Origin of the sequence: Sphingobium tyrosinilyticum (assembly GCF_042654265.1) — a bacterium.
GTDB lineage: Bacteria > Pseudomonadota > Alphaproteobacteria > Sphingomonadales > Sphingomonadaceae > Sphingobium > Sphingobium tyrosinilyticum.
The window spans coordinates 71530-89535 of record NZ_JBHSFZ010000004.1 but is presented as its reverse complement, the minus strand read 5'-3'; the positions used below and the strand labels follow the sequence as shown (position 1 = coordinate 89535).

15 protein-coding genes are annotated in these 18006 nt (G+C 60.5%); 10 read left to right on the top strand and 5 right to left on the bottom strand.

Translation table 11 applies throughout. The annotated features are described in order from the left end of the window. Positions 1-705, top strand: coding sequence for an aspartate/glutamate racemase family protein (locus ACFO3E_RS02945; RefSeq protein WP_066530911.1), 705 nt, complete (start codon positions 1-3; stop codon positions 703-705). Positions 706-744: 39 nt separating this feature from the next. Here the strand turns inward: ACFO3E_RS02945 and ACFO3E_RS02940 are convergent, their stop codons facing one another. Continuing rightward, the gene (locus tag ACFO3E_RS02940; protein WP_380802406.1) at positions 745-1962 is read right to left on the bottom strand and encodes an amidohydrolase family protein; all 1218 of its coding nucleotides are present in this window, start codon (positions 1960-1962) and stop codon (positions 745-747) included. A 392-nt stretch (positions 1963-2354) separates the two neighbouring features. On the opposite strand from ACFO3E_RS02940, the gene ACFO3E_RS02935 reads away from it, so the two are divergent. From ACFO3E_RS02935 to ACFO3E_RS02925, 3 genes are read left to right on the top strand one after another with little or no spacing between them, the layout of a single operon-like run. Continuing rightward, the gene (locus ACFO3E_RS02935; protein WP_066530916.1) at positions 2355-2813 is read left to right on the top strand and encodes a VOC family protein; all 459 of its coding nucleotides are present in this window, start codon (positions 2355-2357) and stop codon (positions 2811-2813) included. Positions 2814-2858: 45 nt separating this feature from the next. Then, on the top strand, positions 2859-4109 hold the full coding sequence (locus ACFO3E_RS02930; RefSeq protein ID WP_225870618.1) for an MFS transporter: 1251 nt from the start codon (positions 2859-2861) through the stop codon (positions 4107-4109). Between the two features lie 24 nt (positions 4110-4133). Continuing rightward, a complete protein-coding gene (locus ACFO3E_RS02925; RefSeq protein WP_066530920.1) occupies positions 4134-5132 on the top strand; it encodes an alpha/beta hydrolase in 999 nt (332 codons plus the stop codon). A gap of 20 nt (positions 5133-5152) precedes the next feature. Here the strand turns inward: ACFO3E_RS02925 and ACFO3E_RS02920 are convergent, their stop codons facing one another. Together ACFO3E_RS02920 and ACFO3E_RS02915 are read right to left on the bottom strand one after the other, a co-directional pair. Further along, positions 5153-5833 carry a TetR/AcrR family transcriptional regulator gene (locus ACFO3E_RS02920; protein ID WP_066530922.1) on the bottom strand — a complete coding sequence of 227 codons (681 nt, stop codon included), beginning with the start codon at positions 5831-5833 and terminating at the stop codon, positions 5153-5155. A gap of 149 nt (positions 5834-5982) precedes the next feature. Further along, positions 5983-6642: a TetR/AcrR family transcriptional regulator gene (locus ACFO3E_RS02915; RefSeq protein ID WP_066530924.1), complete on the bottom strand. Its 660-nt coding sequence runs from the start codon at positions 6640-6642 to the stop codon at positions 5983-5985. Between the two features lie 341 nt (positions 6643-6983). Between ACFO3E_RS02915 and ACFO3E_RS02910 the strand changes: the two genes are divergently transcribed. Then, positions 6984-9428, top strand: coding sequence for a TonB-dependent receptor (locus ACFO3E_RS02910; RefSeq protein WP_380802402.1), 2445 nt, complete (start codon positions 6984-6986; stop codon positions 9426-9428). A gap of 70 nt (positions 9429-9498) precedes the next feature. On the opposite strand, the gene ACFO3E_RS02905 is transcribed toward ACFO3E_RS02910, so the two are convergent. Both ACFO3E_RS02905 and ACFO3E_RS02900 read right to left on the bottom strand, forming a co-directional pair. Further along, positions 9499-10548 carry a hypothetical protein gene (locus ACFO3E_RS02905; protein ID WP_066530928.1) on the bottom strand — a complete coding sequence of 350 codons (1050 nt, stop codon included), beginning with the start codon at positions 10546-10548 and terminating at the stop codon, positions 9499-9501. Positions 10549-10601: 53 nt separating this feature from the next. Beyond that, on the bottom strand, positions 10602-11006 hold the full coding sequence (locus tag ACFO3E_RS02900; RefSeq protein ID WP_380802398.1) for a VOC family protein: 405 nt from the start codon (positions 11004-11006) through the stop codon (positions 10602-10604). A 148-nt stretch (positions 11007-11154) separates the two neighbouring features. Here ACFO3E_RS02900 and ACFO3E_RS02895 point away from each other — a divergent pair, with 148 nt between their 5' ends. From ACFO3E_RS02895 to ACFO3E_RS02875, 5 genes are all read left to right on the top strand, one after another. Beyond that, a complete protein-coding gene (locus ACFO3E_RS02895) occupies positions 11155-11850 on the top strand; it encodes a TetR/AcrR family transcriptional regulator (RefSeq protein ID WP_066530932.1) in 696 nt (231 codons plus the stop codon). A gap of 118 nt (positions 11851-11968) precedes the next feature. Beyond that, entirely contained in the window at positions 11969-13150 is a 1182-nt protein-coding gene (bktB, locus tag ACFO3E_RS02890) for a beta-ketothiolase BktB (RefSeq protein WP_380802395.1), read from the top strand. 158 nt (positions 13151-13308) lie between these two features. Next, a complete protein-coding gene (locus tag ACFO3E_RS02885) occupies positions 13309-13617 on the top strand; it encodes a hypothetical protein (protein WP_380802392.1) in 309 nt (102 codons plus the stop codon). Between the two features lie 336 nt (positions 13618-13953). Beyond that, on the top strand, positions 13954-15300 hold the full coding sequence (locus ACFO3E_RS02880; RefSeq protein ID WP_380802390.1) for a spinster family MFS transporter: 1347 nt from the start codon (positions 13954-13956) through the stop codon (positions 15298-15300). Between the two features lie 196 nt (positions 15301-15496). Then, positions 15497-17803, top strand: coding sequence for a PAS domain S-box protein (locus ACFO3E_RS02875; RefSeq protein WP_380802511.1), 2307 nt, complete (start codon positions 15497-15499; stop codon positions 17801-17803). The last annotated feature ends 203 nt before the right edge of the window (positions 17804-18006 follow it).

Genomic DNA, 18006 nt, shown 5'->3' with positions numbered 1-18006 from the left:
ATGAGCAATGCGCCCCGCATTATGATGATCAGCGCCCTGGCACAGTCGCCGGGTCCAGCCATGGCGGCCATGCGCGAAGAATGGCCTGAAGCCGCTGTCCATAATCTGATCGATGACTCGCTCGCATCGGACTTCGCTACCATCGGCGAAATCAGCCCGGCGATCTATGATCGGTTCCAGGCTCTTGGGCGTTACGCCGCCGGGGCCAATGACGGGCAGGCCGAGACGGCAGGCATCCTCTTCACCTGCTCCGCTTTCCGCCCCGCCATCGAACGGGTGAAGGCAAACCTTTCCATACCCGTAGTGACGCCCAACGAAGGCGCGTTCGATGAGGTGCTGGCGCTCTGCAAGGGGAAAGAAGGCGGCGGGCGTGTGGGCCTCCTCTTGACCTTCCAGGGGTCTGTCGCCCCCCTAGAGGGCGAAATCCATGCGATGGCCGATGCTGTCGGTCAAACGCGGCCAGTAATCATACCGGCGGTCGCGACCGGCGCGCTGGAAGCGTTGCAGGCAGGTGATGGGGACGAGCATGACCGGCTTAGCGTAGCCGCTGCGGAGGCATTGCCGCCGGTGGACGTCATCGTGGTAGGACAATTCTCGATGGCGCGCGCTGCTCCGCTGGTGCGGCAGATCCGGTCCGAACCGGTGCTGACTACACCGCAGATGGCGGCGCGCAAGTTGCGGCGGCTGGTCGAAGAGACGCGTTGACTGGGTAGGGGCGGAATATCTTCCGACCCCTTCCTTTGATTAGACAGCCAATGTTTCGGAACGCGCCGGAACGATCAACGGATCGCCCATCCGTTCAAAAGCCGACAGAAAGTTGCCGCCCATGAACAAATCTCGGCGGCGTGCTGGCAAGCGGTCGGCATGTTTGTCGAAAAATTCGCGATAATGGCCTGACGGGTCGGCAAAGCCCTCAAAGTGCGGGAAGTCGGAGGAGAACATCAGCATCTCCTCCGGCAGTTGTTCCATGATCAGGTCGAGCGGATTATCGCTGCCGCAATTGAGCGGCGTACCGCGAACATTGCGGCGAACATAGTCGCTGGGCCTCATGGGATATTTCCACTGACCCAGGAACAGTTCGGCCGTGGGCGTGGCGCGTTCGTCTATGTCATTGAGGACGAAAGGCATCCAGCCGATACCAAGTTCTGCGATCGTGACAGTCAGCGTAGGATGCCGCTCGAACAGTCCCGAAAAGACCATCGCGTTGATGTTCATCATCGCCGTCACATGGCGGAACCCGCCGCCAAACTGGCGGAGCAAGGTAGGATCGGCCGCCATGTTTGACCAGCCCGGATCGAAGGACATGCGCTCAAAACCTGTGTGCAGCATGGCGATCATGCCGCTGTCGGTCACGGCGCGCCAAAACGGGTCCCAATCCGGATGGACGATGGACCTGCCGGCGACCGGCGCGCCGGGGATCAGGACAATCCGGCTGCCGCGTCGGCGCATGCGTTTGAGTTCGGCGATCGCCCAGTCCAGATCTTCATAATCGAGCGCGGTCACCGGCAACAGCCGCCCGCCCCCTTCGTCGCACGTGTCGGCCAGCCAGTCATTGGCGGTGCGGATGGTTTCCTGCCGCAGCGAGGGATCATCAATGAAAGTCTGATAAGTAATGCCCGACAGGCAAATGACATTCTGCAGGTCGATGCCCTGGCTATCCATCCATTTGAGGCGCGCCTTGGTGTTGGCGACCTCCATCTGGTTCTTGCCTTCAAATTCGGCGCGTCGCCCTTTTTCATCCGCCTTTTCCTTGGCGAACAGGGTGAGGAGGCCAGGGGGCGTTAGTTCCTCCATGGAAGGGCGGCGGTCGTCGGGAATGGACCGCACCAGATCACCGCAGATCACCTTTACCGCCAGAGCGCCGCCATCGAGCTTAGGAAGCCGCTTCGCCAAATCAGGATAATTGGCCAGCCATTCAGGTCCCGGTTCGAAATGCGCATCGACATCGATTACCAGAGTCATCGCTCTCTCCTTGCTGATCCGCATTTGCCAGACGGATTTCAGACCGTGGAAGATTTACGCATCTCTCTGTGCATCGTCCATCCGCCTACCCGGAAATTGCAATATTGCGGGCCGCATCGCTCGTGGCGCAGCGTGATCGCGGCTAAGCTGACTTTGCTGATACACTGTGTGTTGTTAATTCCTGCTTGCCTCTGGCTTCTACGCATTTCAGAAACGAGGAGTGCGAAGCATGGCAGAATAGAAAATCCGAGTCGGGGTCGACTGCGAAAATGAGTAACGGGTGCAGCATTGTCCTTTTATACAGCCCGGCTGGATAGCAGGATCCTGCGCGCCGCCAAACCGCATGTGCAGCTTTTGAAAGAGCAAAGCGAAGTTCGCCTGGGCGAGGATGGATGATCAAAAGCTTTCCCCATTTCGGCATATATGTCGCTGACATCGCGCTTTCGACGCGCTTCTACATTGAGGGACTCGGCTTTGAAGCGCAGGAAAATGGGCGCACCGACGTGCCAGGGCCCCTGCTGGAAATGCCGGGCGCGATGGTCCGCACCCAGTTCATCCGGCATGAGCAGGGCATGCGGATGGAGTTGTGGACTGTGGAGGACCGGCCGCCTGCTGGCGGCGCGGATCCCCGCCCAGCCAATCTGCCCGGCCGCCCCCATCTTTGCTTCGTGGTTGACGATCTGGAACAAGTGGCTGCGCGCGTAGTCGAATTTGGCGGATCGAGGCTGGACGGGACCCTGTCCGACCTTGGCTATGGAAAACTCATCTTCTGCGCTGACCCGGACGGGACGCGCATAGAACTGGTCCAGATCACGAGCGGTTGGACCGGCTACGACCAGCAACAAGGCTGACGACAAGCCCTCCGCCCTTGCCCGGCGCAAACAGGAGACACGTGAATGAATGGGATGACTGGAGCAGCCGCTGTCGGGGACGTGACCGGCGGACCTTCAGGGCAGGGCCGGATGATGGTGGCCCGAGCCTTCCTGGCGCAGAATGTGGCGGTGGGCTGCGCCTTTGGCGGCTTCGGCGTGTCCGTTCTGCCGCTGCAGCAACTTTACGGCGCCAGCAGGGGCACGACGACATTGTCGCTCGCTTTGTGCGTGCTGGTGCTGGGCCTTGTCAGTCCACTCATTGGCGCGTTGATCGGCCGCATTGGTCTGCGCTGGACGATGACGATCGGCACGGCAATTTCCGGCGCGGGCTATGCGCTGCTGGCCATCGCGCCGAGCATGCCTGTTGTGCTGCTGCTTTACGCACTGCCGATCGGCGTCGGCCTCGCGATGTTCGGCCCCTTTCCTGCCAGCGTACTCGCCAGTAATTGGTTTCGGCGCAATCCTGGCACGGCGTTAGGCATAGCGAATACGCCGCTGTTCGTTGCCTTGTTGCCGATGGTTGGGTTGATTGTGATCCGCGACCATGGCCTTGGCGCCTTCTATCTGACTCTGGCGGCTTTGCACGTGGCGCTGCTGCCTGTCATGCTGGGAGTTTCGGACGCGCCAGCTGAAGCGGGGCAGCAATTGGGCCATGGGCATGGCCATGGCGGCGGTGCGATGATGTCCGCCCGCGCGCTGCTGCGCCGTCCAGCCTTCTGGGTAATAAGCCTGGGAGCCGGTTACCTTAGCGCCGTGGGCATTACGGCTGTTTCGCACCTCGTCGCCTTTGTGGCTGAGCGGGGCGTGGCGGCGAGCGAGGCTGCTGGCCTGCTCTCTATCATGGGCGGCGCGGCGGTGATCGGTTCGCTCGTCATCGGCTTTCTCTGTGGTCGCCTGGGCGCGCCATTTTCGCTCGGGCTGATTGCTGCCGGATTGGCGCTCAGTTGGCTGGCGCTGCTCAGCACGAGATCCTTCCCCCTCATGGCTTTGGCATCGCTGATGCTGGGCGCTGGCGGGGCAGGCGTGTTCCCGGCCGTCAACATGCTGTCCGCTCGCCTGTTCGGTCAGGATTCGCTGCCTCGGGTCATCGGTCTTTTCGGCGTGGTGACGCTGCCGCTTACCTTCTTTCTACCGCCGCTCGCGGGCGTGCTGCGCGACATAATCGGCGGCTATGGGCCTGTGGCGATGATGCTCATTGGCGGCTGTGTCATCATAGCGCTGCTGTTTTTCGGCATGGCGCGCGCTGGTCGCCAGGTACAGGCCCCCGCAGTTTGATCTCCCGAAAAGAAAGGGAAATTCATGACCTATCAGATTGATGCAGACGGTTCGGTACAACTGGGTAATGCGGTCGTGCCTGTGCCGCGGACGGTCAGTGCAGAGGCGCAGACGTTTCTGGCTACCCCGCCTTGGGCTGAGCCGCCCGTTCCGGACGCGGAACGCCTGCCTATGTGGGCGTTGCGGCCCTTCGTCGATGAACAGATGAAATTGGGCGGTGAAGCAGCGCTGCAGCAATATCCGGTCGAGGTGCAGGAAATCGAGATCGCCGGGGTGCGGTGCCACCTCGTCAAGCCTCACGATATTCCGGAGGAAAATAAGGGCCTGACCTTGATGAACCTGCATGGCGGGGGCTTCGTTATGGGCTCTGGATCTCTGATCGAAGCCATTCCGGTCGCGCATCAGGCCAAGGTGGCGGTAGTCGCCGTCGATTACCGCCTGGCGCCCGAACATCCCTATCCAGCGGCAGTCGATGATGCGGTCGCCGTTTATCGATCGATGCTGGACCATCATCGCCCTGATCAGATCGGCATTTACGGCTCATCGGCCGGCGGTTTCCTGACCGGCCAGACGATCATGCGGCTGGAACGTGAGGGGCTGCCGCTGCCGGCTTGCTGCGGAATCTTCACCGCTGGCGGGGATTTGAGCGACCTCGGCGACACGGCGAAAATCTTCACGCTGATGGGCTTTTGGGGCGACCTGATCCTGCCGACCGATCATGAGATCAGCGAAATTCGGGCGTATCTGGGCGGCGCGGACCCGAAAACCCCGGAGGTTTCTCCCATCCATGGGGATCTGTCGCGTTTCCCGCCAACGCTGCTCATGAGCGGCACGCGGGACGCCGTGCTCAGCGCCACGGCCAGTTTCCACCGCGCCCTGCGCCGTGCTGGCGCGGAGGCTGATCTGTTCGTGTTCGAAGCCATGCCGCACGCGCATTGGTACATGACCCATCTTCCCGAAGCGCAGGAAGCGATCGAGGTGATGAGCGACTACTTCCTGCGCCATTTGCGGTCCAAGCGTTGAACCGGCGGGGAGACCGGCCCCTACCGGTCTCCCTGCGCTGCGGGTTTCATCTGGTTCAGAAATTGAACGATCCGCGCTTCGGCTATGCCTATGCCCCGAGCGCAGAAAAGGATCGCGTCGCGCAAGGTGCGATTGTCATCCTCATCATAGGGGATGGCAATCCGCTCATGGCAGCGCGCCATCATCATCATTGTGCTGATATTTTCCATGAACGCCGCGGCGTTGGTGGCCGAGATTATCTCACCGCTGATGCCCCCATCAGCGCGTGCCGCTTCCAATGCTTCTTCAAGGTTAGGAAGCGTGAGGCGCAGCGCTCGGCGATAAACCAGGCGCGCATAACCCCCGTCGCCCGCCAGGCTGCCCACGACCATGCGCATCCCTTCCGCGTTGGATGCGCCCATTCCCTGCATGGCATGACTGATCGTGCGGCGGAGAATTTCAAGAAGACCTTCGGTACTGGGGGCGGCCTGACCGTAAGACTGGAAGGTTGCGTTCTGATCGGCGATCACTTCCCGCAACACCGCGCGATAAATGTGCGTCTTAGTGGGGAAATGCCGGAATAGCAGCGCTTCGGAAATGCCCGCAGTGCGGGCGATCTGCTGAGTGCGGGCTCCTTCCAGCCCGTGCCGGGCAAAGACCGCTTTCGCTGCGGCAATGATTGAGGCGCGGCGGCCGGCGCTGGAAAGGCGAGTGGCGGACATCGGCTGGAATATCACTCCGGGGAAATGCAGAGGCGGACTACTCGTTGTCAGGCGAGCGTTCCGGGAATGGTGGGGCGCAGCTTAGGCATTTACGCTGGAGAAACAAGGCAATCACATGCGCGTATGGGTGGCGATCCTGCCGTGCTATCTCATGATTCCCCCCGCCCAAACCCTCGTTCGAGGGCCTCGATGAAACGGTTGATCAACTGTTTTTGCCGCTCGATCATCTCGGGAGACAGCGGGTCCATCCCTGACAAGTTCCGCGCTAGAGGGGCCGCCCAGAAATAGCCGAACATGAGATTGAAGATCGCTATGATCTGAAGGATTAGATCCTCCGGCGCCGGTTCGAATTCGGCCGCGCGCGTGATCCGCCGCCCATAGTCGGCGAGCCGGTCAACCCAGGCCATGCCGATATCGTCCCGATGCGAGGGTGGTGACAGCAGGGACCGGATGAGCAGCATCGGGACGTTGGGATGCCGCGCCAGCACATCTACCAGCCGACCCCCGAGAGTGCGGAAGGATGCCTCCTGCGGTGACCGGGCGATGGTTGCATCCATCTCGTCCGCCAGTGGCTGCAGCGCCCGCTGGAGAACGCGATGATAGAGCGCATCCTTGCTTTCGAAATGTTTGTAAAGGCCGGGCTGCTGAATATTGGCGGCGGCGGCGATGTCGCGCAGCGATGTCGCTTCATAGCCCTGCTGCGCGAACAAGAGTTCAGCTGTGTCGAGCAGCCTATCGGTTGTCCTTTGCCCCTTGGTTGTCCGGGCAAGGGATAGTTCGCTAACGGGTTTTTGCGCGATGCTGGTCATGGCCGCACTTTAGCGGGGCGCGCAAACTTTGACTATCTTTAGTTATCGATCGATAACTAGACCCATTAATGGTCGGATCGGAGGTAATTGCTCCACATATCCGGAACCAAGCCGATGGCATTCATAAGCCGTCGCTTCCTACGCCATGATCCCCAAGCGCAGAAGCGCAAGGGGAGGTGCAAAGGCACGATGCAGCGAGCGGGTAAACCGCCGATCGAGCTTTATACCCCCTCTTTAAACAAAATTCAAATCTCATTCGAAAATGAGGAGGAGACGGGATGGATAATTTAAAAAGGGGTTATGCCGTATCGCTTTTGGCGAGTGCTGCATTTCTTGGAGCCATGGGTCCCGCGCAAGCGCAGACCGCTCCGCAGGCCGAACCCGCGCAGGGCGCGCAGATCAGCGATATCATCGTGACAGCACAGCGGCGCGAAGAACGCGCGCAGGATGTGCCGATCGTCATCAGTGCCTTCTCGCCCGAAAAGCTGCGGGAACTGAACATCACCGAACCGCAGAAGCTTTACGGCAACGTCCCCTCGCTGGTGGTGGGTACCCAGGGTCAGGCGAGCCGTGATGTGCAGAGCTTCTCCATTCGTGGGCAGTCGACCGGCTTTCTCGCGCTGCCTTCGGTGGCGACTTATCTGAACGAAGTGCCGCTGGTCGCATCGATCAGCCTCAGCCTTCAAGGCGGCCCGGGTCAGTTCGTCGATCTTGAAAATGTGCAGGTGCTTTCCGGTCCGCAGGGCACTCTGTTTGGCCGTAATACGACCGGTGGCGCTGTGCTGCTTTCGGCACACAAGCCTTCGACCGACCATGTAGAAGGCTATATTCAGGGCGCCTATGGCAATTATGACCTGGTGAATATCGAGGGCGCGCTCAATGTGCCGATCATCCAAGACAAGCTCGCCATCCGCGTCGCTGGCGCCTATTATGACCGGACCGGCTACACCCAAGACATTGTCTGGGACAAGGATCGCGATAATCAGCATTGGTACACCGGCCGCGTGAGCATCCTTGCGACGCCGACCGATCGGCTGTCGAACAACCTGATGGTCTATGGATCAAAGTCGCGCAACAATGGCGCGGGTTATATCAATCGCGGCTTCCGTATTCCCAGTCTGGTCACCGGCAACTGCGGTACGCCCCAATGTATCGCGATCTACAATCGCCAGACCGAGATTTCACAGCAGATCGGTCCGCGCAAGACGCGCAACGACGCCGACAGCTATTCCAACATCGACGCCTGGGGCGCGATCAACACCACTGACCTTGAATTGACCGACGAGTTGAAGCTGCGCAATATTGTCAGCTATCAGAAGCTGAAGTCCGATTATGGCAATGACAATGACGGTACGCCGCTGCAGGGGTATCAGATCAGTCAGAACGCCAATTTCCCGGACTTCCCCGTTCCGGGTTTGACGGACGAGTTCGGGATCCCCGTCGCGGGTTATAATAATGAGGTCCGGGTGGCGCACCCTCGTGATTATCTGAAGCAGATCACCGAGGAACTACAGCTTCAGGGGAATATGCTGGACAATCACCTGACCTATACCGTCGGTGGTTTCTACATCGACACCAAGCCGGCAGGTCTGTGGGAATCCGCAGCGGTGCAGTTCTGCTCCCCCATCAATACCGGCAATCCTGTTACTTGCGCTGGATCGCGTGGCAGAGCGGGCGTCACGAACAAGTCGAAGGCGCTCTACGGGCAAGGCACGCTGGATTTCGGTGCGTTCTCCGCAGCGTTGGAAAATCTGCGCTTCACGGCGGGCTACCGCTATACCTGGGACACGGTGAAGGGCTTCTCGGCGTCCTGGTCACCGCTGGCGAACGGCACCGTCCGTTGCTCAGTCGATAATACGATCCGGGCCACGGGCGATGATTGCCGCTTTGACGCGACACTCAAGACCAAGGCTCCGACCTGGACAGTGGGACTGGATTACAAGCCATTCTCCGGCCTTATGGTTTATGGCAAGGTCACGCGCGGCTATAAGGCCGGCGGCTTCAATTCGGTGGCAGTGAACCCCCAATTCCGTACGTTCGATCCCGAAAAGCTGACCAGCTATGAAGCTGGCTTCAAATCCGATTGGCGCGTGGGTTCGGTGCCGGGCCGTCTGAACGTCACTTATTTCTATTCGGACTATAAGAATATCCAGCGTCCTGGTTCCGACTTCAATCTGACGACCTTCGCTGGCGGCGCCAAGATCCTGTCGGCGAGCGCTACCATTCAGGGCGTCGAGGCAGAAGCGTCGATCCGTCCGTTCGATGGACTGGAGATTGGTGGCACGTTCAGTCACACCGATGCCGATTACAAGAAGTACCAGTTCACTTCGCTCGGTTCGGATCGTACCTGCCTTCCAGGCGGCGGCTTCGCCCGTGTCAACTTCGGCGGCACGGTGGATGCGAGCTGCTTGCCGTTCCAGTTCGTGACGCCGTACATCTACAATATCCATGCAACGGCGAAGCTGCCGATGGGCGAGGATTTGGGCGAGCTGTCCTACCTCATCAGCTATTCGCACTTCTCTAAACAGCATACATCGCCCACGGGTGATCCGTCTTTCGAGCCGGGATCGATGCTGGAAGCCTATGGCCTGCTGAACATGTCGCTCGACTGGCGGAACATTCGCCAGACTGGTCTGGACGCAAGCCTGTTCGTCACCAATGCGACGAACAAGCTGTACCGTGTCGCCAATGCCAACAGCTATAATGGCCTCGGCATCTTCGCATCGCTTTATGGCGAACCGCGCATGTATGGCATCAAGCTGCGCTATAGCTTCGGCGAACGCTGAGTTAGCTGAAACAGAAGAGGGGCCGCCCGGGCGTTCCGGGCGGCCCCTTCTTTGGTACCCGAAGCCTGGTTTAGGCAGCCAGTTCTTCGATCGGTTCGGGCGGGAAGATCACCGGCTTGCCGAGGTCATAGACGCGGATCAGCAGGCGGACGAAGGCGCGATCATTCAGTGGATCGCTCGGTTCCTCAAATGTCTCGCCGCGTGAACGCAGGTCCGCGATCAACATGCCGATGGCGCGCTCCACCGTCAGATCGTCACTATGGTCCATCGAGACCTTAAGTTCGTCATAATCCATGAAAAGCTGCGCCCCCCAATGGACCAGGAAGCGAATTTCCTCGTCGGGGATTTGCTGGATCACGCGGTCCTGGGTGGTGATCTGCCAGCCATCCGCGCCCGCGCCGATCCGGCTTTCATAGGCCAGCTCTTGGGGACGGCGCAGCGCCGACGGCCCATTCGCTTCAGCCGTGTGGTACATCATTTCATTTTCAACGACGACGCCCTTGCCCCACATCGGCGCTTTCAACTGCTTGGGGGCGTTGCGCGGACCATCGGGCCAATAAGTGAAGCTGCCGCCCACCTTGCCGCGATAATACCAGGCGATGACCTGCGCCTTCTTCGCCTGCCAGCGTTTGAACAGGCCGGACTTTGCCATGATGTTCAGCAACCAGACTGGCGCGCTGTCGAGATTGAGACCGCGGAACCGCGTGCCATCTACGTGCGGCGACCCGCCGCCACCGCAGGGGCCTGAAATGTTGAACAGCATGGACTCAGGCTGGGCATATTTGGCGCCATAATAGGCGCGCGCCTTGTCCAGAAAGGACGGATTTGTGTAGCAATCCTCTATCTCTGGATAGAGGCATACTCCTCCGCGCGCGAGGTAGCCGCGGAACACAGGGTTTAGGAACGGCTCCCACGTCAGCGTGCCGTCTTCGGGGATTTCGCCCGAACTGGTGGCGATCACTTCTTCGGGCGTTTTGAAATGATGCGCCAAGATCATCGGCCAGGGGCCATGATCGCGCACTACGCCAATCAGCCGATGATATTGGTCCTCGCTATAGACGCTATCCAATATTTGCGGTTCCGCAATAGGGCGGAACGTGTCTGCCAAGTCTGTTTTCATTTGCCTCTCCTACTTGCCGCCGATTTGACTGTTGACCGGCGGCTTAGTGCTGATCAAAGCATCTCGACGATTTCGATCAGGTGGCCGTCGCTGTCCTTGATGAAAGCCACCTTCACGCCATGCTGGGGCTGGGCATGGGCGGCGCGATAGACGCTGCCGCCTTCTGCCCAGGCCTTTTCGACGGTGGCATCGACATCATCCACCACGAAGCCGAGCGTCACTTCGCCCCGGTCGGGAATGGGGCGATTGGGAAAGCGCTGGATCACCAGAGTCGGGCTGGAATAGCCCGCCTCATCGGCGCCCATGATGATCTCGTCCAGTTCATGCTCGCCTTCCCCCTGCTGGACGCGCGTCTTTTCCACCAGGCCGAAGACGCGATTGTAGAAGCTGTAAAGATTATCGACGTCGGACACGATCAGCTTGGTAAAACTGAAACCCGTGCTGGCGCTCTCTGCCATAAGTTCCTCTCCCTCTTTGCGTATTCCTGATCGCGATTGTTGCACCGGTCCTGCAGGCGGGACAAGGAATTTTTGGCATCTATTCCTAAAATACGGAAAGACTGGATCTGTGGCTTGACAAAATGACCGTTTGGCCGGTCATGGCGTAATGGATTCTGACTTGCAGCAATTGGCCGCGCCGGTGCGCGCCGGGCGGGGGCGTCCCGCCAAAATTACGGCAGCGTTGATCGTCGCCAAGGCTCGCGAAATGTTGCTGGTGAAGCAGCCGGAGGAAATCACCTTCGCGATGTTGGGGCGGGAACTGCGCGTGCCCAGTTCATCCATCTATAATTATTTCCCCAACCGCGAAGCCTTGCTCGCCGCCGTCGCTGCGGATGTTTTTGCGAGCTTCCATTTCGACGATCCGGGACCGGACGCACCCTGGCAGCAGCGGCTGCGTGCCTGGCTCGATGAAATCGACCGTTTTTTTGATCGCAATCCAGTGGCGTTCCGGGTGATGGCGACGAACAGCCAGGCATCCTCCGCCTGGATCAACGTCCGTGCGCTGCTGCTGGATGTCCTTCATGGCCTTGGCTATTCGGGGCGGGAGTTGACGCTTCTCCATGCCTGGTTCGAAGGGCAGGTCACGGGCATGTTGTTGATCGAATATCATGCGTCCCTGAACCGCGCGATTGCCGGGGATTTCGAGCTCGACCCGGCATCAGCGGCGAGCGACGCGGAGCGTTGCGATATGGAACGCCGGCACTATTTACCCACCATCAGGCGGGAAGAGATTGTGACAATGGGCTATGACTGCTTGATCGGCGCTCTGGAACGCATGGTGGCGAACCGCGCCGGTACGTGAAGGCATATGCCGTCCTGTTGCGAAGCGCCCTTGACAGTTTCGTGTAGCGGGGCATGAGCGGCGTCAGATTTTTTCGGCAGTGGGTGCACGCCTGGCCAATCGTTCAAAGGACCATGTGATGGAAGATATCTATATTGTCGGCGGCGCGCGCACGGCGATCGGCGATTTCGGCGGCTCGCTCAAGCCTTTCAAACCTTCGGAGCTGGGCAGCATCGTGGTGAAGGAAGCGCTCAACCGCGCCGGGGTCCCGGCAAGTGACGTCACCCATGTCGTCATCGGCCAAGTCATGCCGACCAGTGCCCGCGATGGCATGTTGTCGCGCACCATCGCGCTTCAAGCGGGCGTGCCGCTTGAGGTTCCCGCCCTGACGCTCAACCGGCTGTGCGGTTCGGGCGTCCAGGCGATCGTGTCCGCCGCGCAGATGATGAAGCTGGGCGAGGCCGACATCACTGTCGCAGGTGGCGCAGAATCGATGTCCAACGTGCCCTATCATGACCATGGCGCGCGATGGGGCCGCAAGATGGGCGACAATCCTGTGGAAGACGCACTGGTCTGTGGCCTGCAGGATGCAGGTGGCGGCTATCACATGGGTGTCACCGCTGAAAATTGCGCCGAACGGCATGGCATCACTCGCGAACAGCAGGACGCGCTGGCAGTTGAAGGCCATCAGCGCGCCGTACGAGCCATTTCCGAGGGTCGCTTCAAGGAGCAGATCGTTCCCGTCGAGGTGAAGACGCGCAAGGGCGTGACCATCTTCGACACCGACGAACATCCACGCGCCGACACGAACGCCGAGACGTTGGCCGCGATGCGCCCCGCGTTCAAGAAGGATGGCACGGTTACCGCTGGCAATGCGTCGGGCATCAACGACGGCGCGGCCGCCGTGGTCCTGGCGACCGGCAGCGAGGTCGAGCGCCGCGGGCTGAAGCCGCTGGCGAAGATCCTGGCTTGGGGTCATGCGGGCGTCGAGCCCGAATATATGGGTGAAGGGCCGATCAAGGCCGCTCCCGTAGCCCTGAAGCGCGCGGGCCTGACGTTGGAGCAGATGGATGTGATCGAGGCCAACGAAGCCTTTGCCGCACAGGCCCTTTCTGTCGCCAACACGCTGGGTTTCGATCGTGAGAAGCTCAACCCCAATGGTTCGGGCATCGCCCTTGGCCATCCGGTCGGGGCGACCGGCACGATCCTGACGATCAAAGCCGCCTATGAGTTGAAGCGGACCAGCGGCCGTTATGCCCTCATTACCATGTGCATCGGCGGTGGGCAGGGCATCGCTCTAGTGATCGAGAATGTCAGCTGATTCCTGAACGATGAATATAGGGGCGCGAGCGGCGGGATGGATTTGCCGCCGCTCGTTTCGCCACAAATCTTAATTCTGCTCCTTGCGACCAGAACTCAATCACTTGCTGTGCGTTGAGACAGAAGGGCTGCCGATCTGCTGCCCGCCTGGAGCGAATTATGCCTGTTTTCGTCGAGTTTCCCGACGGCGAATGCCGCGAAGTTCCTAGCCAACTCCGCGCAATGCAACAATCGATTGGTCTGGGCGAATTTGAGCAAGTCCCGTTGAACTGCGATCCCGTATGGAAGTATGAGTGCGCCGGCACAGGTTGGATTGCTGTCCTTCGCAAAGGTCAGTTGCTGCCGCTGCGGCCCCAGGCACCAGCATGGTGGCAATTTGTCAAACTGATGCTGGATCCGGAAAGGCGCTCGACTAACGATACCCCGGTGGAAGAGGTGGGCGAGAGCCGATTGCAATCCGCTGCCTGAATGCGGGGCCTGTGACTGAGGAGATGGAACCCTTTTGGTGGCCGCTCCCCCTGCTCGCATTGGCCCGCGGGTGCTTTATGACGGCCAGTGCGGCGCTGCGGCCATATGAAAGAACCCAACCGGGATCACGGAAACGATGATCTAATCGTGGAATAACTATAATCCCCATTATATAGGCGACCTGCACGGGATAATCGGTCAGGGGGGCTAAAGGGGGGGGGCGATCTATATCTGCGATTGCGATCCGCCATCGTCGCGGCCTAATTTGGCTATGATCCCATCGTCCACGATCCGGTGGGCGAGTGATTTACATTTTTACCGAGCAGATTTTGGATCATGGCACGCGGCGACGAGAAATTGATCATCGAACAACCCATCAGTGCCGGCGGACGCGTCAGCCACCGTCAAGCCCATGTCGCGCTCGGCATATTCCTTATCGCCTATATCCTGTCCTTCATTGACCGGCAGATCCTCAGCTTGATGGTTGAACCGATTAAGCAGGACCTGGGGCTGAGCGATCTTCAGGTCGGCCTTCTGCAGGGACTGGCCTTTGCCATGCTCTATGCGGTGGTCGGCATTCCCATCGGCATGCTCGCGGACCGGATCAGCCGCCGTCGGATCATTGCAGTCGGCGTGCTGTTCTGGAGCGCCTGCACTGCGCTCTGCGGCTTTGCCGGCAGCTATGCGCATCTGTTCATGGCGCGGATGGGCGTGGGCCTTGGCGAAGCGTCGCTCTCGCCATCGGCCCATAGCTGGCTGAGCGACGCTTATCCGCCTGCCCAGCTTTCCCGCGCCATGGCGATCTACAATCTTGGCATCACCATCGGCGGCGGCTTGGCGCTGCTCGTTGGCGGCGCAGTGGTCGATATGGTCGCGCAAAGCGGAGCGCTCGTGCTGCCGCTTGTGGGGCCGATGCCAACATGGCGCGCCGCATTCCTGCTGGTTGCGCTTCCCGGCGCACTGGTCGCCGCCCTTGTATTCATCGCGCGCGAACCGGCCCGTCGCGCCCAATCGAAGGCGGGCATGCCGCTTCGCGCCGCTTTGTCCCACCTGCGCGATCACAAGCGGACATTCATCGCCATTTACGCAAATTCGACACTGCTCTCGATCATGGGCTATGGTCTAACCGCCTGGTATCCGACCTTGTTGATCCGCGGTTTCGCCCTTACTCCGGGACAGGCTTCGCTCCGGTTGGGGCTCATCTATCTGCTGCTCGGCAGCATGGGGTCATTGGCGGGGGGCTTTGCGGCAGAGCGGCTTACGCTAAAGGGCATACGGGACGCGAACCTGCGGGTGGTCATGATTATCGCCCTGCTTTGTCTGTTCCCAGCGCTGCTCGCGCCGCTCATGCCTTCGCCCGCGCTGTTGCTCGTCCTCTTCGGGTTGCTCACCCTCTTCTTCAATGGATATTTCGGTTGTTCACTCGCCGCGATCCAACTTGCGACACCGCCTAATATGCGTGCGACCGGGGCCGCCCTGTTCCTGCTTGCCAACAGCCTTGTCGGGCTGTCGCTCGGCACCGCCATCGTGCCGTTAATCGACAGCGCCTTGTTCGGCGGGCATGGCCAGATCGGCTCGGCGCTGGCGACTGTAGGACTTTGTGCCACGCTTCTCGCTGCTCTCGCGGCTTGGTCCGGACTGCGTTCCTATGCTCAGACGATCGAGTCCGTCGCGCAGCGCTGATTGGTTGCAAGAAGTCCAGCATATCCGCTGACCAAATCCGAACGGAACCCTTTGTGTTATAGGGAGTTCCGGTCGGGCGGAACAACCGCACCCTGCTCATGAATATGAGTTCCCGGTCTAGAAGGTATGTAGAGTGACGATTTCGGGCCGGATTGGGGGCGGTAATTACCATCATTTTCTGAGCGGCGGAGGGGAGATGGGCGATCGCATCGCCCGTTTCGACTGGTCGCGCACCAGCATCGGGCCGATCGATCTCTGGTGCAATGCGATGAAGAGCATGCTGGGCTTCGTGCTCCGTTCTCCCGTCCCCATCGTAACGCTATGGGGCGACAAGGGCGTCATGATCTACAATGACGCCTATCGCTCCTTCGCGGGCGCCCGGCATCCATCACTGCTCGGCACCAATGTGCTGGAAGGCTGGCACGAGGTTGCGGACTTCAACGCCAATGTGATGCAGAAGGTGTATCGCGAGGGCGGAACGCTGTCCTACAAGGATCAGGAACTGACGCTGATCCGCGATGGCACGCCCAAGCTGCTGTGGACCGACCTCGAATATTCGCCCGTAATGGATGAAGACGGCACGCCGATCGGCGTGGTGGCGATCGTCATCGAGACTACGGAAAAGGTGCTGGCCAGCCGGCGGCTCCAGGATGACCGCAACCGGCTTTGGTCGATTTCGCGCGATTTGCTGCTCGTCTGCACGCTGGAAGGGACGATCACGGCCGTCAACCCTTCGGCGACGCGCATGCTGGGATGGGCGGAAGAGGATATGGTCGGGCATAACCTGGCCGAGTTCATCCACCCCGCCGATCTCGACCGCACCAGCGGCGAAATGGCGAGTCTGGGGGAAGGGCTCAGCACACTCGCTTTCGAAAATCGTTACCGCACGCGTGAGGGCGACTATCGCCTGCTCGCGTGGACGGCCGTTCCCGACGCGGGGCGGGTCCATGGCGTAGGACGTGACATTACCGAGGAGCGTCACCTCGCCCGCGACCGCGACCGCATCTGGAACCTGTCGCCAGTGCTGAAGGTCGTCACGGATGCGCAGGGCTATATCACCGACGTTAATCCGTCCTGGACGGAAAAGCTGGGCTGGTCGCGTGAGGAGACATTGGGCCGCCGCACCACGGACTTCATGGTGGACGACGAAGCTGGGTGGCGCGAGCGGGTCGCTACGCTGCGCGCGGGCACGCCGCTGCTCGATTACCGCACGACGCTGCAGACCAAAGATGGCGATCATCGGACCATCCAGTGGACGACCGTCCCGGAAAACGACACCTTCTACGGTTTCGGACGCGACATCACCGCAGAGATCGAAGCGGCCGCAGCCCTCGCCGATGCGGAGGCCGCGCTACGCCAGTCGCAGAAGATGGAAGCGGTCGGCCAGCTGACCGGCGGCATCGCGCACGACTTCAATAATCTGCTTCAGGGGATCACCGGCAGTTTGGAGATCGTGCAGCGGCGGGTGGCGCAGGGCCGGTTGGACGAGCTGGACCGGTTCATAGCCGGCGCATCGACCGCCGCCAATCGGGCTGCGGCCCTGACGCACCGGCTGCTGGCATTTTCCCGCCGCCAGCCGCTCGATCCCAAGCCTGTGCGCGCCAATGCCCTCGTCGCTTCCATGGAGGATCTTCTCCGCCGCACAAGTGGCGAGCGGATCGAATTGGAACTGGTTTTGGCAGGCGGGCTGTGGGTCACCAAATGCGATCCCAATCAGTTGGAAAGCGCTATACTCAACCTCGCCATCAACGCGCGCGACGCCATGCCTGATGGCGGCAAGCTGACCATCGAAACCTGCAACGCCCATCTCGACCGCGCCTATGTGGCGCGGCAGCGGGGCGTGCGGCCGGGCCAATATGTGTGCCTCTGCGTCAGCGACACCGGCATCGGCATGAGCGCCGATACCATCAGCAAGGCTTTCGAACCCTTTTTCACGACCAAGCCGATCGGGCAGGGCACTGGCCTGGGTCTGTCGATGATCTACGGTTTTGCGCAGCAGTCGGAAGGCTATGCCAAGATCTATAGTGAAGTCGGGCAGGGAACGACGTTCAAACTCTATCTGCCTCGCTACCGCGGCAGCGAGGAGGAGGAGGAAGACCTTCCGCAACCCAGCGCCATGCACCAGGCCGAAGATGGCGAGGTCGTGTTGGTGGTGGAGGATGAGTCGGTGGTGCGCGGCCTCATCCTCGAGGAACTGCATGAACTGGGCTATGCGGCGCTTGAGGCTGTAGATGGCGTCAGCGGCCTTGATATGCTGCAGTCCAAGCGGCGCATCGACCTTCTGATCACTGACATTGGCCTTCCCGGGCTAAACGGCCGCCAGCTTGCCGATGCAGCGCGGCTGCTGCGGCCGTCACTCAAGATTTTGTTCATGACGGGCTATGCTGAAAATGCTGCGTTGGCCTCAGGCTTCCTGGAGCCGGGCATGGAAATGATCACCAAGCCGTTCGCTATGGAGGCGCTGGCGACGCGCATCCGTTCGATGCTCACCGAACCCTCCTGATCTCGCCGCCGCTAACACCGCAGGATCATCGGCCAAACCCTAGATGGATCGCTGCATGATCCTGTGCGGCAGTTGCCGCGCGCCGAGCTTGCGGTGCCCGGACCGGTCGCGATAGCCTTTCTTCAGCACGATCGCCGGGTGAACAGGCGGCATAGATGCAAGGCTTCGGCCTCGAGGGATAACAAGCCTCAAGAGGAGAGAGA

What these genes read in the sequence shown, in the direction of transcription:
- ACFO3E_RS02940 (WP_380802406.1), bottom strand. Translation starts at nt 1,962, where the DNA reads ATGACTCTGGTAATCGATGTCGATGCGCATTTCGAACCGGGACCTGAA.
- ACFO3E_RS02875 (WP_380802511.1), top strand. Translation starts at nt 15,497, where the DNA reads ATGGGCGATCGCATCGCCCGTTTCGACTGGTCGCGCACCAGCATCGGG.
- ACFO3E_RS02930 (WP_225870618.1), top strand. Translation starts at nt 2,859, where the DNA reads ATGAATGGGATGACTGGAGCAGCCGCTGTCGGGGACGTGACCGGCGGA.
- ACFO3E_RS02945 (WP_066530911.1), top strand. Translation starts at nt 1, where the DNA reads ATGAGCAATGCGCCCCGCATTATGATGATCAGCGCCCTGGCACAGTCG.
- ACFO3E_RS02900 (WP_380802398.1), bottom strand. Translation starts at nt 11,006, where the DNA reads ATGGCAGAGAGCGCCAGCACGGGTTTCAGTTTTACCAAGCTGATCGTG.
- ACFO3E_RS02885 (WP_380802392.1), top strand. Translation starts at nt 13,309, where the DNA reads ATGCCTGTTTTCGTCGAGTTTCCCGACGGCGAATGCCGCGAAGTTCCT.
- ACFO3E_RS02915 (WP_066530924.1), bottom strand. Translation starts at nt 6,642, where the DNA reads ATGACCAGCATCGCGCAAAAACCCGTTAGCGAACTATCCCTTGCCCGG.
- ACFO3E_RS02935 (WP_066530916.1), top strand. Translation starts at nt 2,355, where the DNA reads ATGATCAAAAGCTTTCCCCATTTCGGCATATATGTCGCTGACATCGCG.
- ACFO3E_RS02925 (WP_066530920.1), top strand. Translation starts at nt 4,134, where the DNA reads ATGACCTATCAGATTGATGCAGACGGTTCGGTACAACTGGGTAATGCG.
- ACFO3E_RS02895 (WP_066530932.1), top strand. Translation starts at nt 11,155, where the DNA reads ATGGATTCTGACTTGCAGCAATTGGCCGCGCCGGTGCGCGCCGGGCGG.
- ACFO3E_RS02880 (WP_380802390.1), top strand. Translation starts at nt 13,954, where the DNA reads ATGGCACGCGGCGACGAGAAATTGATCATCGAACAACCCATCAGTGCC.
- ACFO3E_RS02905 (WP_066530928.1), bottom strand. Translation starts at nt 10,548, where the DNA reads ATGAAAACAGACTTGGCAGACACGTTCCGCCCTATTGCGGAACCGCAA.
- bktB (WP_380802395.1), top strand. Translation starts at nt 11,969, where the DNA reads ATGGAAGATATCTATATTGTCGGCGGCGCGCGCACGGCGATCGGCGAT.
- ACFO3E_RS02910 (WP_380802402.1), top strand. Translation starts at nt 6,984, where the DNA reads ATGGGTCCCGCGCAAGCGCAGACCGCTCCGCAGGCCGAACCCGCGCAG.
- ACFO3E_RS02920 (WP_066530922.1), bottom strand. Translation starts at nt 5,833, where the DNA reads ATGTCCGCCACTCGCCTTTCCAGCGCCGGCCGCCGCGCCTCAATCATT.